The sequence below is a fragment of the Nocardia sp. NRRL S-836 genome (assembly GCF_001279525.1).
GTDB lineage: Bacteria > Actinomycetota > Actinomycetes > Mycobacteriales > Pseudonocardiaceae > Lentzea.
Genome location: NZ_LGDY01000138.1, coordinates 118,457 through 135,449, shown reverse-complemented (window position 1 = coordinate 135,449; position 16,993 = coordinate 118,457). Strand labels below are relative to the sequence as shown.

The window sequence follows — 16,993 nt, the reverse complement described above, 5'->3', positions numbered from 1 at the left end:
CGCGGGAAACGAGTGCGAACGGGCGGTATCTCCCTGCGCCCCAGCGGTGTTCCGGTGACCTTCAGTCACTTCGCCCGTGTTCAGGTGCCCTCGTGCGCGACGTGCCGGGACGTCAGAACTCCGTTGTCCAGCTTGACGACCTGCACCACGACCAGCTTGTCGACCGGGTCGCAGCCGGACGTGCCGCTGGCGTCGTCACGGGCGAACGTCAGCCTCCCGGACGCGCCGTCGAAGTTTTCCAATCTGCGCAGGTACTGGAAAACCGCCTGCCGGGCCTGGCCGTGCTCGGCCGCGCGTGCGACGACCTTGACGGCGTCATAGGCGAGAAGGATGTGTCCGTTGGGGCCCGAAAGAAATGCCCGCCGCGCATGACGGTCCTGCGCCGCCTCGTACAGCCGGAAGAACTGTTGCGTAGCTGACGGAACCTGCGTCATGCCGGGCGTCCAGGCGAACGTGGAGAAGTACAGCCTGCCGTCGGCGAACTGCTTGATGCCTTCCAGATCCGCGAAAGCGGTGGTCTCCAGCTGGGTGAGGTCGTCGCCGCCGAACACCACGGGATCCGGGCAGTTGCTGTTGCCGATGAGCTCGGTCAGCAGTCCGCCGATCTCCGCGGTGCGGCCGGTGTAGAGGATGAGCGGGTTGCGCGACCTGCCGCAGATGTCCCTGGCGACACGGGCGAGCTGGGTGGCCACCGTCGTGCTCTCGTCGTAACCGTGCTTCGTGAGACGCAGCCGGTTCTCGAACTGGTGCGCGAGGTCCGCGCTGTACTCGTCCCCCGGGCTGTGCACGAGGTGCAGAGGGCGGCCGCGCAACGCATCGGTGCGCTCGATGATCCGGGCGACGACCTCCGCCTGACGGTCGTTGGCCGGTGCGATGCGGAAGAAGTAGGGCTTCTCGCTGTAGGTCGTCGACGACAGCGCCGAGCCGACCATCGGGACACCGACCTGCCGGTCCTTCGAGGGCGCCATCGCCTCCAGCGCGGCGGCGGTGGAGGCGCGGCTCTGGCCGAGGCCGGTCACGGCGACGACCTCGCGGTTGCGTTCGGCGTAGGTCTTGATCTGCTCCGCGACCACCTTCGCGTGCGCGGACTCACCGCCGAAGTTCGCGAGCACCAGGCGCACCAACGGGTTGCGGGCCACGCCGTCGAGCCGGTTCCACTCGTGCTGGGCGAGGTAGGCACCACGCAGCTCGTTCACGCCGGCCGACAGGTCGCGCTTCAGGCGTTCCTTGGAGCTGAGCATGGCGGCGACGACGATCGTGACCTTCGGGAGTTCCGCCGCCTTGTCCACACGGGCGTTCTCGTCGGCGATGAGCTGCGCGAGCTCACCGACCTCGGCGTCGTCGCTGTTCTGCAGCGTCGGGTCACCGTGGGCGAACCGGCCGGGCCGCTCGCTGATCCCGACGCACTGCACGTCGTCTACTTTGGACAGCCTGGGGCGTTCGCCGGCGAGGTCGGCGACCAGCTCGTCCGGTTCGTAGATGCCGTAGCGCAGGCAGTGCCCGCTGTTCTGGAGGTAGAAGGCGGCGCCGTACGCCACGAGCAGGACCGCGACGAGGTAGACGGCCGCGCGGCGCACGCCGTTGCGGCCGGGCCAGCGGCGCGGGTACGGGTAGTGGCCGGTGGTGGACTGGCGCGGCAGTGCCGCCGGCGGTGTGGCGGTCGTGTTGTGTTCGAGTGCGCGTTTCGTTGTGCGGTAAGCACTCAGGCGTTCCTCGGGGCCGTTGAGGTCCTGGTGGGCTCGCAACACCCGGTCGTACATCTCCACGGTCGGGCGCGCGGTGCGGCTGCGGGACCGCAGCTCCCACGTGGCGATCACCGCGTCCTCCAGCAGCCCGGTCTCCGGGCGCACCACGCGGTCGACGCGGCGGTGCAGGGTGCGGCGTGCGCTGCCGGTGCGCAGCCGCTGCCACCACGCGCGTGATTCCTCCTCGTGCGGCGTTTCCCCTTCACCCGGCGGCATCGGGGCCTCCGCGATGGCGGCGAGCTCGGCGATCCAGCCGTCACCGCGCTCGTCGACGTGCGGCCGCAGCCGCTGCGCGACGAGGTGGACCTCGCCCAGCGCGAGTGCGTGGTAGAGCGCGTCCTCACGCCGTCCGAGGCTGTCGAAGCGGTCCTTCAGCAGCCGGTGCACCCGCACGTGCGAGAACTCGCCCTCCGGCGCCTCCCGCAGGCGGCGGGCGAGCAGGTCGCGCAGCAACGGGTGCAGCACGAAGTCGTCGCCGTGACGGGACGCGAAGCTGAGCTGTGCCAGCAGAACCCGCATGTTGTCGCGGTTCCAGTCCGGCGGCAGCAGCGCGTTGATCACGTGCCGGTCGAGCACGCGCGGAGCGGCCAGCCGCGCGAAGATCTCGCGGGCGGCCTGCCGTTCGGGCACCTCCTCCGCGCCGGGGATCCGCTGGAAGAACCGCAGCAGCAGGTAGTCGCCGACCGTGGCGTCCTGGAACGTCGTGGTCTCGTCGACCGGCAGGCGTTCGTCGAACACCGCGCGCACCGACGGCAGCACCTGGTCGCGCGCGAACATGTACTGGACGAGCTGGATGGCCAGCCGCACCGCCAGCGGGTGACCGTGCGTGACCTCGTACAGCTCCTCGACGAGTGCCTCGTACTCCACGGTGCTGTTGCGGGTGCGGTTCCACTCGGCGAGGAACTGCCGCGTCTGCTCCCGCGTGAACGGCTTGAGGCGCACCGGCAGGAACATCGACTCGGCGGTCCGCTCCCGTTCGCAGCGCTCCCGCCAGGCCGCGTAGTCGGTGTCGACCTCGGGCAACGGCGGCGCGGCCTGCTTGGTGGCGATGACGAGCAGCGGCACGTCCGGTTGCGCGAGCCGGCGTTCCGCGAGCAGGTGCAGGAAGTCGGTGGGACGCGCGGCGGGCCGCGGCCGTTTCGGCGGCAGGTAGGAGTCGACGCCGTCGAGCAGGTCGGCGCCGTCGAGCAGCAGCAGGGAGTTCAGCCTGCGGTAGCCTCGGAACCGGTACGCGGCCTGGACGTCGGCCAGGAACGCGGCGACGAGCAGCCGGTCGACCTCCAGCGTCTCGCCGGAGCGGTGCAGGCCCCACATCCGCACGAGCGCCGCGTCGAACTTGGGTCGATGACCGCCCTTGACCTCCCGCCCGGCGTAGTTCTCGAACCACCGCAACGCGCTCGCGACCCGTGGCCCGCCGAGCAGCCACCGCAGCGGCTGCGGTGCGACGACGGCAAGCCCGATGAGCCACAGCAGCAACGGCCGCAGCACCTTGCCCAGCCCCTGCGCGGGGGGCAGCACCTCGACGACCTCCGCGGCGTCGGCGACCGCGACGAGCCGGGTCATCTGCTTGGCCGCGAGCTCGCGGGCGCGGTGGTGCGGGTCGTCGGCCGGTTCGGGGTGGAACGCGAGACGCGCCAGGTCGTAGCGCGGCAGCCGCATCCGGCCGAAGTCGGCGTGCCGGTAGGAGCGCAGCTGCTCGGCGGCGACGTCGAGGATGTCCTTGCACGAGCGGGAGCCGGCCTTGTCGAGGTCGACCCGTGCGACGGGGGCCTCACGGTAGCGCCTGCGGACGTGGTCGAGCAGCGAGGTCTTGCCGCTGCCGCCCGGACCGAACGCGACGACCACCGGCAGGGGGTGGTTGCCGCGGCGTTCGACCAGCGACTCGACGAGTGCGGTCAGCTCGTCTCTGCCGACGAGCCCGATCTCCGGTTCCAGCGCCATGGTCTACAGACGCTTGCGGAGATGTATTTGTTCCGTTCCTAACGGTCGGCGTGCAGCCGTGCGACGAAACTGAACCGATCGCCCCGGTAGAGCGAGCGCGCGCGCTCGATCGGGTGACCTTCCACGTCGTACGAGACGCGGTGCAGCAGCAGCATCGGCAGCGCCGGGTTCGTGCCGATCAGCAGCGCCTCGCGCGGGGTGGCGAGCACGGTCTCGACGCGTTCCTCGGCCTCGGCGAAGCGCACGCCGAGCCGTTCGGTGAGGCAGGCGTAGAGCGAGCCGGCCGGGTCGAGCTTGTCCACCAGGTCCGGGAAGCGGCGGCTGCCCAGGTAGGTCGACTCCAGGCCGATGCGCTCGCCGTCGGCGAGCAGGACGCGTTCGAGGTGCACGACCGGGTCGCCCGGCTCCAGCACCAGGTCGCGGGCGAGGCCCTCGTCGGCGCCGATCTCCTCCAGGGTGATCACCGTGCGGTCGGGCTCGACCCCCTGCCTTCGCATGCCCTCGGTGTAGCTGACCAGCGACAACGGTTGCACGAGCTTGGGTGGCGCGACGAACGTGCCGCTGCCCTGGCGGCGCAGGAGCTTGCCTTCGAGCACGAGCTCGCTGACGGCCTGGCGCAGCGTGACGCGCGAGACGGAGAACCGTTCGGCGAGCTCGCGTTCGGAGGGCAGGACGGTGCCCTCGCCGAGGGTTTCGACGAGGTCGAACAGCTCGGCCTTGACCGCGTAGTAGCGCGGGACTCGGCCATGTTCCGGGATGCCTGCGCGAACAGGCCGATCAGCGCGGTGCGGCGGGACGCGGTTCACGTGGCGTGAGCCTACGTCACGCCCCGTGTGATCAAGCCGCGAGCTTGGGCGGGTCGGGGATCTTGTAGCCGGAAGATCCGATGTTGGCCTCCAGCGACTTGCGCCACGCGCCCGTGTCGATCATCTTCTGCAGCGCGGCCTGGACCTTGGCCTTGCTCTCGGGGTCGTCGCGGCGCAGGCCGACGCCGTACTCCTCCTTGCTGAACGGCTGGCCGACGACCCGCAGCAGCTCCGGGTTCTGCGCGGCGTATCCCGCCAGCAGGACGTCGTCGGTGGTGACGGCGTCGACGTTGCCGGCGAGCAGGGCGGTCACGCAGTCGCTGAACTTGGCGTACTCCTCCAGCTTCACGTCCTTCGCGAACTGTTCCTTCACGTAGGCGGCCGACGTGGAGCCCGCCGTGGAGCACAGCTTCAGCTGCGAGTTGAGCGACTTCGGGCCGGTGATGCGGTTCTCGTTGATGCGCACGAGGAGGTCCTGGCCCGCGACGAAGTACGGTCCGACGAAGTCGATGACCTGCTTGCGCTTGTCCGTGATCGAGTAGGTCGAGACGACCATGTCCGCCTCACCGCTGGTCAGCAGCGTCTCCCGGTTGCCGGGCTGCGCTTCCTTCCAGGTGATGTTCGGCTCGTCGATGCCGAGCTCCTTCGCGATGAACTTCGCGACGTCGACGTCGAACCCGCGGTAGGCGCCGTCGAGCCGGCGCACCGCCAGGCCCGGCTGGTCGTACGACACGGCGATGGTCATGCGGTCCTTGCTGCTGACCCTGCCGACCATCGTGGACTCGTCGCCGCCCCCGCACGACGCTAGGAGCAGTACGGCCGCACATGTCGTCGCTACCAGGCGGAGGAGCGCTCTCGGCGTCATTCGTCCCTCTTACAACTGGGTATCACGGGCATGCGCCGACGCAACTGTTTCCTGCGCTTGCTCGGCGATGTCGGAAACCTAAGCGCCGACCGGGCGCATGTCCATACCTGGCGTGAATGAGACATGCGGAATCGTTGCCGTAACCGGGGTCAGCGCAGCCGCCGCGGACCGGCGTCGTGCAGGGAAGGCGGTGGTCCGAGCACTATGCGCGCACTGCTGACGAAAGCCCCTGCCGCAGAAGCAAGAACCGGTTCGAGCTTGAGCGAGCGGACCTCCGGCAGGTCTTCCGCCAATGCCGCCAAACGGAGTACCAGGTCCTGAAGCGCTTTCAGGTCGGCGGGTTCGTCGCCGCGGTAGCCGGTGAGCAACGGTGCCGCTTTCGGTGCGGCAACGAGTTCGGCCGCGTCGGTGTCGGTGAGCGGTACCGCCCGGTAGGCCCGGTCGCCGAGCAGGTCGCTGACGACGCCGGACAGTCCGAACCAGACGAGCGTGCCGAAGCTCGGGTCGTCCTGCAGGCCCAGCACGCAGCTGACCCCCTTGGGTGCCATGCGTTGCACGTACACGCCCGGTTTGCCCGACAGCGCCGCGAGGTCCCGGTAGGCCGCCTTGACCGATTCCACCTGGGCGATGTCGAGCCGGACGCCGACGAGATCCGTGCGGTGCCGGAGCCGTTCGCTGGTGGCCTTCATCGCGACCGGGTAGCCGAGCTCGTCCGCGGCCCGCGCGGCCTCCTCCTGGCTGTGGGCGATGCGGAACGGCACGACGTCGATGCCGTAGCACCTGAGCAGCTCGACGGCGGTGTGGTCGTCGATCGCGCGGTCGGAGCGTTCCGTCCATTCGTCCACAATGGACCGTGCGGTGGCCGTGTCGATGCCGTCGGGCCGCATGAAGTGGCCCTGGGGTGCCGCGCGCCACCGCGCATAACGAACCGCGCGGGCCAATGCGAGAACGGCACGTTCCGGACTGGCGTAGCTGGGAATGGAGCCTTTCCCGGGAACCCGGAGCTCCTCGGGAATTCCTTCGACGGCGAGGAACGTCGAGACGATCGGTTTCGTCCGGTGCGCGGCTTCTTTCAACGCGCGGGCGTACGCGGTGCCCGGAACCGCGACCGGCGGCACGAACACGACCACGAGCGCGTCGGTCTCGGGCCGTTCGAGGGCTTCTTCGACGGCCTTGGCGAACTCGTCGGGGGTGGCCTGGGCGCCGACGTCGACCGGGTCGCCCGCGAGCTCGAGGTCCTGGGCCAGCAACGTGTCCGCGGCGAGCAGGCCGATCGCGGTCGAGTTGCCGACGACGGCGACCCGCTTGCCCTTCGGCAGCGGCTGGTGGGCCAGCAGCAACGCGGTGTCGAACAGCTGGGCCAGCGAGTCGACCCTGATCACGCCCGCCTGCTCGAACAACGCCTGCACGCTCGCCTCGTCGACCTTGACCCCGGTCGCGGCCAGACCGGGCGTGACGGCGTGGCGGCCGGACTTCACCGCGACGATCGGCTTGGTGCGGCCGAGCCTGCGGGCGAGCCGGGCGAACTTGCGCGGGTTGCCGAACGACTCCAGGTACAGCAGCACGACGTCGGTGGCCGGGTCGGTCTCCCAGTACTGCAGCAGGTCGTTGCCGGAGACGTCGGCCCGGTTGCCGGCCGACACGAACGTCGACAGGCCCAGGCCCCAGCCGGCGGCGTTGGCGAGGATGGCCGTGCCGAGGGCGCCGGACTGGCAGAAGAACCCCGCCCGCCCGCGTTCCGGCAGCTTCGGCGCGAGGCTCGCGTTCATGCGGACCTTGGGGTCGAGGTTGAGCACACCGAGCGCGTTGGGCCCGACGACACGCATGCCGTGTGCTCGTGCTTCAGCTGCAAGCCTGCGTTCGGCGGACAGGCCGTGCGGTCCCGTCTCGCCGTAGCCGGACGAGACGACGACGAGCGCTTTCACGCCTTTCGCGAGGCACGCGTCCATGACCTCGTCGACGCTGGCCGCCGGCACCGCGACGACGGCGAGGTCGACGTCGTCGGGGATGTCGAGCACGGTCGGGTAGGCCCGCACGCCCCGCACCGCGCGGTGCTCGGCGTTGACCGGGTAGACGGGTCCGTTGAAGTCGGCTTCGAGCAGGTTCTTGAGCACCGCGTGCCCGATCTTGGTCGGGTCTGTGGAGGCGCCGATGACCGCGATGCTGCGCGGGTGCAGCAGGTTGTGCACGCTGCGCGCCTCGGCCGCCTGCTCGCGCGCCCGCGCGACGGCGACGGACTCGTCGGTGGGGTCGATCGCGAACTCAAGGTGCAGCACGCCCTCCTCGAACGCCCTGCTGACCTGGTAGCCGGCGTCGCGGAACACCCGGACCATCTGCCCGTTCTCGGCCAGCACCTCGGCCTCGAACCGTGCCAGCCCGACCTCCCTGGCCGCCGCCGCGAGGTGTTCGAGCAGGATGCTGCCCAGCCCGCGCCCCTGGTGGCCGTCCTCGACGACGAACGCGACCTCCGCCGAGTCCCCCTGCCGTTCGCCGCCGTGCAGCCGGTCGAAGCGGCCGACCGCGACGATGTCGTCGCCGAGCAACGCGATCAGCGCCACCCGGTCGTGGTGGTCGACCGTGCTGAACCGGTCGAGGTCGCGCTGCGGGATCCGCGGGTACGGCCCGAAGTAGCGGAAGTACCGGGTCCGCTCGGACAACCTGCCGTGGAACTCCCTGAGCTCCTCGGCGTCGTCCGGCGTGATCGGCCGCAGGTGGACGGTGCCGCCGTCGCTGAGGACGACGTCCGCCTCCCAGTGCCGCGGGAAGTCGAACGGATCTCTGTGCCCGTTCGTGTCGGCGCCCACTGTGGTGTCAGTCCCTCGGATCGTCCGGGTCAAGTCCGTGCAAGGGGAACACCGCACGACGCGTCTCGCGGATCGCCCGGTCCACCGGCTCCTCCGCGTCCCCGCCCCACGGCTGGTACCCAGGGTCGCACTCATCGGTCATCGACGCAGGCAGCGGCCAGTCCGGCCCGATGCGTGTCGCGTGCGCGACCCACTCCGCCGGCAACGGCCGGTGCACGTCCACGTCCCGGTCCAGCACGGTCGCCAGCAGGTGCGTCCACGACCGCGGCACCACCCTGAGCAGCTCGTACCCGCCGCCCCCGAGCGCCAGCCACTTGAACCCGTGCTCGGTCACCAGCTCCCGGAACGCCTGGTAGATCGCCCGGTGCCCGTCCACGCTCAACGCCAGGTCCGCCAGCGGGTCCTCCCGGTGCGTGTCCACACCGCACTGCGTGACCAGAACCTGCGGCCGGAACGCCTTCAGCAACGCCGGCACCGTCGCGTGGAACGCCCGCAACCACGCCCCGTCCTTCGTACCCGCCGGCAACGCGACGTTGACCGCACTCCCCTCGGCCCCCGCACCACCGACCTCACCGGCCCACCCGGTCCCCGGCCACAGGCTCATCGGGTGCTGGTGCAACGACACCGTGAGCACCCGCGGGTCGTCCCAAAACGCCGTCTGCACGCCGTCCCCGTGATGCACGTCGACGTCCACGTACGCGATGCGCTCCACCCCGTTGCGCAACAACCACTCGATGGCCACCGCACAGTCGTTGTAGACGCAGAACCCCGCCGCGCTGTCGGGCATCGCGTGGTGCAGCCCACCGGCGATGTTGACGGCCCGGTCGGCCTCCCCGCTCGCAATGGCCCGCGCCGCCGCCAGCGACCCGCCCACGACCAGCGCCGACGCCTCGTGCATCCGCTCGAACACCGGGTTGTCCGGCGTCCCCAGCCCGTGCCCCACGTCCCACCCGGCCGTCGGCGCCGCCTGCACCGCGCTCAGGTACCCCGGCCGGTGCACCAGCTCGATCTCCTCGTCGCCGGCCGGCTCGGGCACGCGCAGCTCCACCCCGTCGAGCACCCCGAGCGCCGTCGCGAGCCGCACCGTGAGGTCGAGCCGCACGGGGTTCAGCGGATGGTCGCCACCGAGGTCATACGCGAGGAAGGACCTGTCCCAGACAACAGCGGCTGGCTTACCCATGCCTGCAACCTACCCACCGATCAGCCCAACCCGTGATCACAAGATGGTCGCCTCTCGTGCCCACGCCGCGCGCGCCGCCTACAGTCCCTTCGCCGGGCGCGAACCCCTCACGGCCCCGGAACCGAACCCACCGAACAGGGGTCAGAGGCGACATGCACCCGCGACCAGCAGCCCTCCTCCTCGCACTGAGCCTGACCCTCACCGCCGCCACCGGCTGCGCGGAACATGTCAAGGGCTCGGCCGTCGCCGACACCAACGCGGCCCCCGAGCCAGAGGCCCCCGCCTCGACCTCGAAGAAGGCGCCGACCAGCGTCTCGCAGAAGCCCACCCCGACCGGCACCGCCCCGAAACAGGGCGACGTGAAGATCGCCACCAAGAAGAAGACAGCGGGCCTCGAAACCTGCGGCGTCCTCAAGGCCGCCGACATCGAGTCCGCGACCGGCGGCAAGTCCGCGGCGGACGGCGGCTGCATCCACACCCTCTCCAACCCCTCCGCGGTCGTCACCCAGATGGTCACCGTCCCCGAGGTGGTCGACGAGGAGGGTGAGAAGAAGCAGATCGAGATCGGCGGCAACACCGCGTGGCAGGTCGCCGCCTCCAAAGAGGACTGCCAGGTCACCGTCATGCTGACCGACGACCCGACCGCCATCACCACCGCGTTCTCGGTGAGCGTCCTCGCCCTCGACGAACTGGACACCTGCGCCGCCGCCCTGAAACTCGCCACCGCGGGCTTCAACCGCATCCCGAACGCCTGACCCACCCGCCCCACTCCACCCTCCCGCCTTTCAGCCGGTCGCAACCTCCCGGTCCAACGCACACCAGTTGGACCACGACCCGGCGTACAACGCCGCAGGCCTCTCCGCCGACGTGATCCCCGCCACCTCCAGCGCGAGCACCACGGACGAGGCAGTCACCCCCGACCCGCAGTACGCCCCGACCGCCACCGCACCTCCCACGTCACCCGCGTCACCCGGCACCCCGATCCCGGCGAACCGCCGCGCCAACTCCTCCGCACCGAGCCACCACCCGTCCTCCCCGACATGCCCGGCCGACGGCGCGTTGAGCGCCCCCGGAATATGCCCCGCCTTCGGGTCCACCGGCTCGGTCTCCCCGCGGTACCGCTGCGGAGCCCGCGCGTCCAGCAACACCCCGTCCCGGGCGAGCGCAGCCGCCCCGTCCGCGTCCAGCACGGGCATCTGCCCGGCCCGCACCACCACGTCCCCCACCTCCGGCGTGGGCACCTCCGCGCTCACCGGCAACCCGGCCGCCTGCCACGCCGCGAACCCGCCGTCCAGCACAGCCACCTCACCGAACCCGGCCCACCGCAACAGCCACCACACCCGCGCGGCCACCGAGCCGTCCGCCGCGTCGTAGGCCACCACCCGGCCACCCTCCCGCACGCCCGCGCGGCGCAGCACCTCCTGCAGCCGCTCCGGGTCCGGCAGCGGATGCCTGCCGTCCACCCCAGGCGGGGCGGACAACTCGGTGTCCAGGTCCACGTACACCGCACCGGGAACGTGGCTGACCTCGTAGTCTTGGCGTCCGGGTGGCCCGCCGAGCCGCCACCGGACATCCAGCACGACGGCGGCCGGCCGCGCACTCAGCGCGTCAGCGAGGGCTTCAGGAGTGATCAAGGCATGCACGACTCCCATCCTGCACCGCGCGGACACCTGTGTCCCCCGGCACGACTACCATTGACACCACACGAAGGGGAGCGGGTGTGAACGACCTCATCGACACCACGGAGATGTATCTCCGCACGATCTACGAGCTCGAAGAAGAAGGCGTGGTGCCCCTGCGCGCCCGCATCGCGGAGCGCCTCGGCCAAAGTGGACCGACCGTGAGCCAGACCGTCGGCCGCATGGAGCGAGACGGCCTGGTCGTCGTGGCGGAAGACCGTCACCTCGAACTCACCGAACAGGGCCGCAACCTCGCGATCGCCGTCATGCGCAAGCACCGGCTCGCCGAACGCCTCCTCGTGGACATCATCGGACTCGAGTGGGAACACGTCCACAGTGAGGCGTGCCGCTGGGAACACGTGATGAGCGAGGCAGTCGAACGCAAACTCATCAAACTCCTCGGCAACCCGACCACCTCCCCCTACGGCAACCCGATCCCTGGCCTGGACAAACTGGGTGACGGCGAGCCCGCCCCGCCCGCCGAGGCGGACCTGGTGCGCGTGGACGAGGTGGCCCGCCGCGGCGGTGGCCGCGTCGAGGTGCGCCGCATCGCCGAGCACGTCCAGCTCGACCCGGACCTGATGGCCGAACTGAAGGACGCCGGCGTGATCCCCGGCGGCACCGTCGAGGTGCAGTCGATGGGTAGCGCCAAGGTCATCTCGGTGCGTGGCCCCAACGGCAACACCGCCGAGTTCGACCCCGCGGTCGCCCACGCCGTGCTGGTGCTCGCCCGGTGACCCAGGCGACGTCGGCTCCGGCCGCCAAGGCGGCCGAGGCCTTCAAGCGCCTGCACGGACGTGCGCCCGACGGCGTCTGGTCCGCGCCGGGCCGCGTCAACCTCATCGGCGAGCACACCGACTACAACGACGGCTACGTGCTGCCGTTCGCCCTGCCTCACCGCACCGCGGTCGCCGCGTCACCTCGTGCGGACGGCGCGCTGGCTGTCAGCACACTGGGTGACGACGGCGGTGTGCAGGAGGCGGCGCCGGTCGTGGTCGCCGACCTAGCCCCCGGCACCGTCCGCGGGTGGGCCGCGTACCCCAGCGGCGTCGCCTGGGCACTGCGCGAACAGGACATCCCGGTGACCGCCGGAGCGGACCTCGTGATCGCGGGCGACGTGCCCGCGGGCGCTGGTCTGTCGTCCTCGCACGCGCTCGAGTGCGCTGTCGCCCTCGCGCTGCTGGGCCTGGCCGGCGTTACGGCCGAGCGGCCGGACATCGCGCGCTGGGTACAGCGCTCGGAGAACGACTTCGTGGGCGCGCCAACCGGCATCCTGGACCAGACGGCGTCGCTGTCCTGCATCGAAGCGCACGCACTGTTTTACGACGTACGCTCCGGCAAGTCGGAGCAGGTCGCGTTCGACGCCGCCGCCAGTGGCCTCGAGGTGCTGGTCATCGACACCCGCGCCAGCCACTCCCACGTCGACGGCGGCTATGGCGCCCGCCGGGCGGGCTGTGAGCGGGCCGCCGGAATCCTCGGTGTTCCCGCGCTGCGCGATGTCGACATCACCGAGCTCGACGAGGCGCTCGTCCGGCTGCCCGAAGAGCTGCGTCCGCTGGTGCGGCACGTCGTGACCGAGAACGACCGGGTCCTGAAGACCGTCGACCTGCTTCGCGCGGGCCGGCTCGCCGACATCGGCCCTCTTCTTTCGGCGTCGCACATGAGCCTTGACGAAGACTACCGAGTCTCCTGCCTCGAACTCGACGTCGCCGTCGACTCGTCGACGGCGGCCGGAGCGCTCGGCGCCAGGATGACCGGCGGAGGCTTCGGCGGCTCCGCGATCGCCCTCGTGCCGGTCGACCGGCACGAGGAGGTCGAGCGGGCCGTGCTCGCCGCCTTCGCGGCGCGCTCGCTCGTGCGGCCGCGGCTGTTCACGGCGGTCCCGTCCGCGGGCGCGGGCAGGGACCGGTAGCGGAAACCGATCTTGACGAGGAATGCGAGGACTGTGGTGAAGCTGCTCGTGACGGGCGGAGCCGGCTACGTCGGCAGCGTCTGCGCTGCTCGGCTGCTCGAAGCTGGGCACGAGGTGGTCGTGCTCGACGACCTCTCCACCGGCCACGAGGACGCCGTCCCCGCGGGTGCGCGCTTCGTGCGGGGTGACATCGCCGACGTGATCGGCGACGTCCTCGCGGAAGGCTTCGACGGTGTGCTGCACTTCGCCGCGAAGTCCCTCGTCGGAGAGTCCATGCAGGACCCCGGCAAGTACTGGACGGGCAACGTCCTCACCGCTGTCCGCCTGCTGGACGCGATGAAGGAGCACGGCACGCGAAAGCTCGTCTTCTCCTCGACTGCCGCGACCTACGGCGAGCCGCGGGAGGTGCCGATCCCCGAGACCGCGCCCACGCAGCCCACCAACACCTACGGCGCCACCAAGCTGGCCATCGACCACGCGATCACCTCGTACGCCGCGGCGTACGGCCTGGCGGCGACGAGCCTGCGGTACTTCAACGTCGCGGGCGCCTACGGCAGCATCGGCGAGCGGCACGCGACCGAGACCCACCTGATCCCGCTCGTGCTCCAGGTGGCGCTCGGGCAGCGGGAGCACATCTCGATCTACGGTGAGGACTGGCCGACCGAGGACGGCACCTGCGTCCGTGACTACATCCACGTCACGGACCTCGCCGACGCCCACCTCCTGGCGCTCGACCACGCCACCGCGGGTGAGCACCGCATCTACAACCTCGGCAACGGCACCGGCTTCTCCGTGAAGCAGGTCATCGACACCTGCCGCGAGGTCACCGGCCACCCGATCCCCGCCGTCGTCGCACCGCGACGGGCTGGAGACCCGGCCGTCCTCGTCGCCTCCGCCGAACGAGCCCGCACCGAGCTGGGCTGGAAACCCGAACGTGCCGACCTCGCCGGCATCGTCCGCGACGCGTGGGAGTTCACCCGCGCCCGACACGGAGCCTGAGCTGAGATGACCGACTTCGCCTCTTTCGAGAGCTACAACGCCACACCGCGGCTCGCGTCGCTCGCGCTGTCCCCGGACGGCACGCGGCTCGTCACCGTCGTCTCCTCGCTCGCGCCGGACGGCAAGACCTGGCAGGGCGCCCTCTGGGAGGTCGACCCCACCGGTGAGCGGGACGCCACCCGGCTCACCTACTCCACCAAGAGCGACTCCGCACCCGTCTTCGCCCCGGACGGCTCTCTGCTGTTCCTGTCGAAGCGCCCGGACCCGCTCACGAAGCCGGACGAGGCCAAGGACAAGACCGCCCTGTGGCGGCTGCCGGTCCGCGGTGAGGCCGCCGAGGTCCTGCGGCCGGGCGGTGGAGTCGGTCAGGTGCGCGTCGCGGGTGAGACGCTGCTGCTCACGTCGTCGGCGCACCGCCTCGCGGAGTTCGGCGGCGAGGACGACGCCAAGCGCAAGGCCCGCGAGGACGCCGGGGTGACGGCGATCCTGCACGAGTCGTACCCGATCCGGTACTGGGACGCCGACCTCGGGCCGAGCTACCCGCGGCTGTTCTCCGCGCCGCTGGCCAGCCCGGTGGCCGGGCTCGTCACCGCTCTCAGCGACGACTCCGAGAGCCGGCTCAGTGACGAGGACATCGCCCTGAGCCCCGACGGGAAGTGGGCCGTCCACGGCTACGCCGTCGACGTCAGCGCCGCCTACGGCCGGCGGACCGAGCTGCGGCTCGTGGCCACCGACGGGAGCTCCTCGCGGGTCATCGCCTCCGAAGAGGGCTTCTCGTTCTTCGACGCCGCGTTCACGCACGACTCCTCGGCCGTGATCGCGATCCGGTTCCGCGAGTCCACCGCGGACGCGCCGTACCGCAGCAGCCTGGTCCGCATCGACCTGACGGACGACTCGATCACGCCACTGGCGCAGGACTTCCAGGAGGAACCGGCGCACCCGGTGGTGAGCCCGGACTCCTCGGCGGTGTTCTTCGTCGCGAGCCACCTCGGGCACCAGCCGGTGTGGCGGCTCGACCTGGCCACGGGCGAGGTCACGAAGCTGACGCTCTCGGGTTACTACAGCGACGTGGTCGTGAGCCCGGACGGCAAGACGCTGTACGCACTGCGCAACTCGATCGACCACCCGCCACAGCCCGTGCGGTTCGCCAGCACCGGAGCCGACCAGGACCCAGTGCGGCTGCCCGCCCCCGGCGCGATGCCCTCGGTGCCCGGCACCCTCACCGAGGTCTCCACCGTCGTGGCCGACGGCAGGACCGTCCGCGCCTGGCTCGTGCTGCCGGAAGGCGCGTCCGCCGACTCCCCCGCCCCGCTGCTGCTCTGGGTCCACGGCGGACCCGTCATGAGCTGGAACGGCTGGACGTGGCGCTGGAACCCGTGGCTGATGGCCGCTCGCGGCTACGCCGTACTGCTGCCCGACCCCGCGCTGTCGACCGGGTACGGACCCGACTTCATCGCGGCCGGCTGGGGCCGCTGGGGCGCCGAGCCCTACACGGACCTCATGGCCATCACCGACGTGACGGTCGAACGGCCCGACATCGACGCCTCGCGCACCGCGGCCATGGGTGGCTCCTTCGGTGGCTACATGGCCAACTGGATCGCCACCCAGACCGACCGGTTCCGCGCGATCGTCACCCACGCCTCGCTGTGGCACCTCGACGCGTTCTCCGGCGCCACCGACGACTCGTACTTCTGGATGCGGGAGATGGGCGACCCCATCACCCGGCCGGAACGGGTCCTCGCCAACTCGCCGCACCTGCGGGTCGCCGACATCAAGACCCCGATGCTCGTCATCCACGGTGACAAGGACTACCGGGTCCCGATCGGTGAGGGACAGCGGCTGTACTTCGACCTGGTCCGGCACGGCGTCACCGCGAAGTACCTCTACTTCCCGGCGGAAAACCACTGGATTCTCACCCCCGGTAACTCTCGGGTCTGGTACGAGACGGTGTGGGCGTTCCTGGCCGAGCACGTCCTCGATCAGGAGTGGGTGCGGCCGGAGCTGCTCTGAGCTTCGGCGGCGAGCAGCTCGCGGGCGTTGACGACGGCTTTGTCCGCGAGTGTTTTGAGCTCTTCCGGAGGCAGCGCGGCGCTCAACGCGCCGCGCAACAGCCGCGCCAGCGAGTGCCCGAAGCAGGCTTCCTCGGCCACGTCGAGCGCGACCGACGCGAGTCCGCCGTCGCCGCGGTGGTAGGCGAAGAACGCGAGCAGGCAGGCGGGCTCGGCACGTTCCGGTGACGGGCAGGACCGGGTGAGGTCGAGCCACAACCGCTCGGCCGCCCTGGCCCTGTTCTGCACCGCGAACGACAGGCAGGCGTCGCGCACCTCCGGCTGCGCCAGAGCCCTGCTCAACGCGACGATCTCCCCGTCGGGCAACGGGCCTTTGCGACGCTCCACGGCATCGACCGCGTCGCGCACGCGGCGCAGCTCCGCACCTGGCTCAGGTGGCTCCGCTGTGTTCATGAGCTCGTCGAGCAGCACGGATCTGCGTTCCCGCGCCTCCACCGAGTCCAGCGTGACAAGCGCGGCCATCGCGGCCCGCGACTCGAACGTCACGTTGCCGTCGCTCGCGCACGCCGCGGCCACGGCCGACGCCTGCGGGTCCGGCAGCGTGCCGTGGCAGTCCAGGTCGAAGTAGCAGAACCACGGCGCGCCTTTCTCGCACGCCTGCATCCACACGGCTTCGACGACGTCGATGCCGTGACCACCGAGGCTGTTCGTGAGCGTGCTGACCAGCGGCTCGTGCGGCAGTTCCTCGGGGATGTGCTCCGAGGGCGCGCAGATGATCGCGAGGATCACGCCGTCCGCGCCCTGTTCGAGCAGCGGCATCTCCAGTTGAGCCGCCAGCAGCCCTCTATGTCGGGGGCGGGGCAGGTCGACGCGCATGGTCATGGAGACCGTGCCGTCCCGCAGCACGAGCACGACGAGCGACTCGGTCGGGTGGAAACCCATCAGGTGCGGGATGGCGGCGTAGAGGTCGCCAGCGGCGCGGAGGCGGATTGGTTTGGGGAGAGTTGTGGGCATGGGCCCACTGTGGTGGTCGCGAGGGGATGGGGTTCGGCG

12 protein-coding genes are annotated in these 16,993 nt (G+C 70.8%); 5 read left to right on the top strand and 7 right to left on the bottom strand.

The features are described 5' to 3' along the window. Window positions 1–80: 80 nt before the first annotated feature. The 5 genes from ADL03_RS38125 to ADL03_RS50010 all read right to left on the bottom strand — a co-directional run bounded on the left by ADL03_RS38125 (window position 81) and on the right by ADL03_RS50010 (window position 9,341). Window positions 81–3,686, bottom strand: coding sequence for a hypothetical protein (locus ADL03_RS38125; RefSeq protein ID WP_053738488.1), 3,606 nt, complete (start codon window positions 3,684–3,686; stop codon window positions 81–83). A 38-nt stretch (window positions 3,687–3,724) separates the two neighbouring features. Beyond that, window positions 3,725–4,444, bottom strand: a complete 720-nt coding sequence (locus tag ADL03_RS38120) for a GntR family transcriptional regulator (protein WP_197289020.1) — start codon at window positions 4,442–4,444, stop codon at window positions 3,725–3,727. Window positions 4,445–4,523: 79 nt separating this feature from the next. Then, window positions 4,524–5,267, bottom strand: coding sequence for a glutamate ABC transporter substrate-binding protein (locus ADL03_RS38115; RefSeq protein WP_231642788.1), 744 nt, complete (start codon window positions 5,265–5,267; stop codon window positions 4,524–4,526). A 239-nt stretch (window positions 5,268–5,506) separates the two neighbouring features. After that, on the bottom strand, window positions 5,507–8,161 hold the full coding sequence (locus ADL03_RS38110; protein WP_053738485.1) for a bifunctional GNAT family N-acetyltransferase/acetate--CoA ligase family protein: 2,655 nt from the start codon (window positions 8,159–8,161) through the stop codon (window positions 5,507–5,509). A gap of 7 nt (window positions 8,162–8,168) precedes the next feature. Continuing rightward, on the bottom strand, window positions 8,169–9,341 hold the full coding sequence (locus ADL03_RS50010; protein ID WP_053738484.1) for an acetoin utilization protein AcuC: 1,173 nt from the start codon (window positions 9,339–9,341) through the stop codon (window positions 8,169–8,171). A 152-nt stretch (window positions 9,342–9,493) separates the two neighbouring features. On the opposite strand from ADL03_RS50010, the gene ADL03_RS38100 reads away from it, so the two are divergent. Next, a complete protein-coding gene (locus ADL03_RS38100) occupies window positions 9,494–10,096 on the top strand; it encodes a hypothetical protein (protein WP_053738483.1) in 603 nt (200 codons plus the stop codon). 30 nt (window positions 10,097–10,126) lie between these two features. On the opposite strand, the gene ADL03_RS38095 is transcribed toward ADL03_RS38100, so the two are convergent. Next, window positions 10,127–10,975: a sulfurtransferase gene (locus tag ADL03_RS38095; protein ID WP_197289019.1), complete on the bottom strand. Its 849-nt coding sequence runs from the start codon at window positions 10,973–10,975 to the stop codon at window positions 10,127–10,129. 86 nt (window positions 10,976–11,061) lie between these two features. Here ADL03_RS38095 and ADL03_RS38090 point away from each other — a divergent pair, with 86 nt between their 5' ends. From ADL03_RS38090 to ADL03_RS38075, 4 genes are read left to right on the top strand one after another with little or no spacing between them, the layout of a single operon-like run. Next, window positions 11,062–11,757 carry a metal-dependent transcriptional regulator gene (locus ADL03_RS38090; protein ID WP_053738482.1) on the top strand — a complete coding sequence of 232 codons (696 nt, stop codon included), beginning with the start codon at window positions 11,062–11,064 and terminating at the stop codon, window positions 11,755–11,757. After that, complete coding sequence (galK, locus tag ADL03_RS38085; RefSeq protein ID WP_053738481.1) at window positions 11,754–12,932, top strand: galactokinase; 1,179 nt, start codon at window positions 11,754–11,756, stop codon at window positions 12,930–12,932. The genes ADL03_RS38090 and galK overlap by 4 nt, the downstream gene beginning before the upstream one ends. Before the next feature lie 36 nt (window positions 12,933–12,968). Then, complete coding sequence (galE, locus tag ADL03_RS38080) at window positions 12,969–13,931, top strand: UDP-glucose 4-epimerase GalE (RefSeq protein WP_053738551.1); 963 nt, start codon at window positions 12,969–12,971, stop codon at window positions 13,929–13,931. Window positions 13,932–13,937: 6 nt separating this feature from the next. Beyond that, complete coding sequence (locus ADL03_RS38075; protein WP_053738480.1) at window positions 13,938–15,941, top strand: S9 family peptidase; 2,004 nt, start codon at window positions 13,938–13,940, stop codon at window positions 15,939–15,941. On the opposite strand, the gene ADL03_RS38070 is transcribed toward ADL03_RS38075, so the two are convergent. Next, the gene (locus ADL03_RS38070; RefSeq protein WP_082373825.1) at window positions 15,911–16,954 is read right to left on the bottom strand and encodes a DUF4192 domain-containing protein; all 1,044 of its coding nucleotides are present in this window, start codon (window positions 16,952–16,954) and stop codon (window positions 15,911–15,913) included. The genes ADL03_RS38075 and ADL03_RS38070 overlap by 31 nt on opposite strands. Window positions 16,955–16,993: the final 39 nt, after the last annotated feature.

Excerpts from the sequence above, each read along its gene's own strand:
- ADL03_RS38125 (WP_053738488.1), bottom strand. The coding sequence starts at position 3,686 with ATGGCGCTGGAACCGGAGATCGGGCTCGTCGGCAGAGACGAGCTGACC.
- ADL03_RS38115 (WP_231642788.1), bottom strand. The coding sequence starts at position 5,267 with ATGGTCGGCAGGGTCAGCAGCAAGGACCGCATGACCATCGCCGTGTCG.
- ADL03_RS50010 (WP_053738484.1), bottom strand. The coding sequence starts at position 9,341 with ATGGGTAAGCCAGCCGCTGTTGTCTGGGACAGGTCCTTCCTCGCGTAT.
- ADL03_RS38100 (WP_053738483.1), top strand. The coding sequence starts at position 9,494 with ATGCACCCGCGACCAGCAGCCCTCCTCCTCGCACTGAGCCTGACCCTC.
- ADL03_RS38075 (WP_053738480.1), top strand. The coding sequence starts at position 13,938 with ATGACCGACTTCGCCTCTTTCGAGAGCTACAACGCCACACCGCGGCTC.
- ADL03_RS38070 (WP_082373825.1), bottom strand. The coding sequence starts at position 16,954 with ATGCCCACAACTCTCCCCAAACCAATCCGCCTCCGCGCCGCTGGCGAC.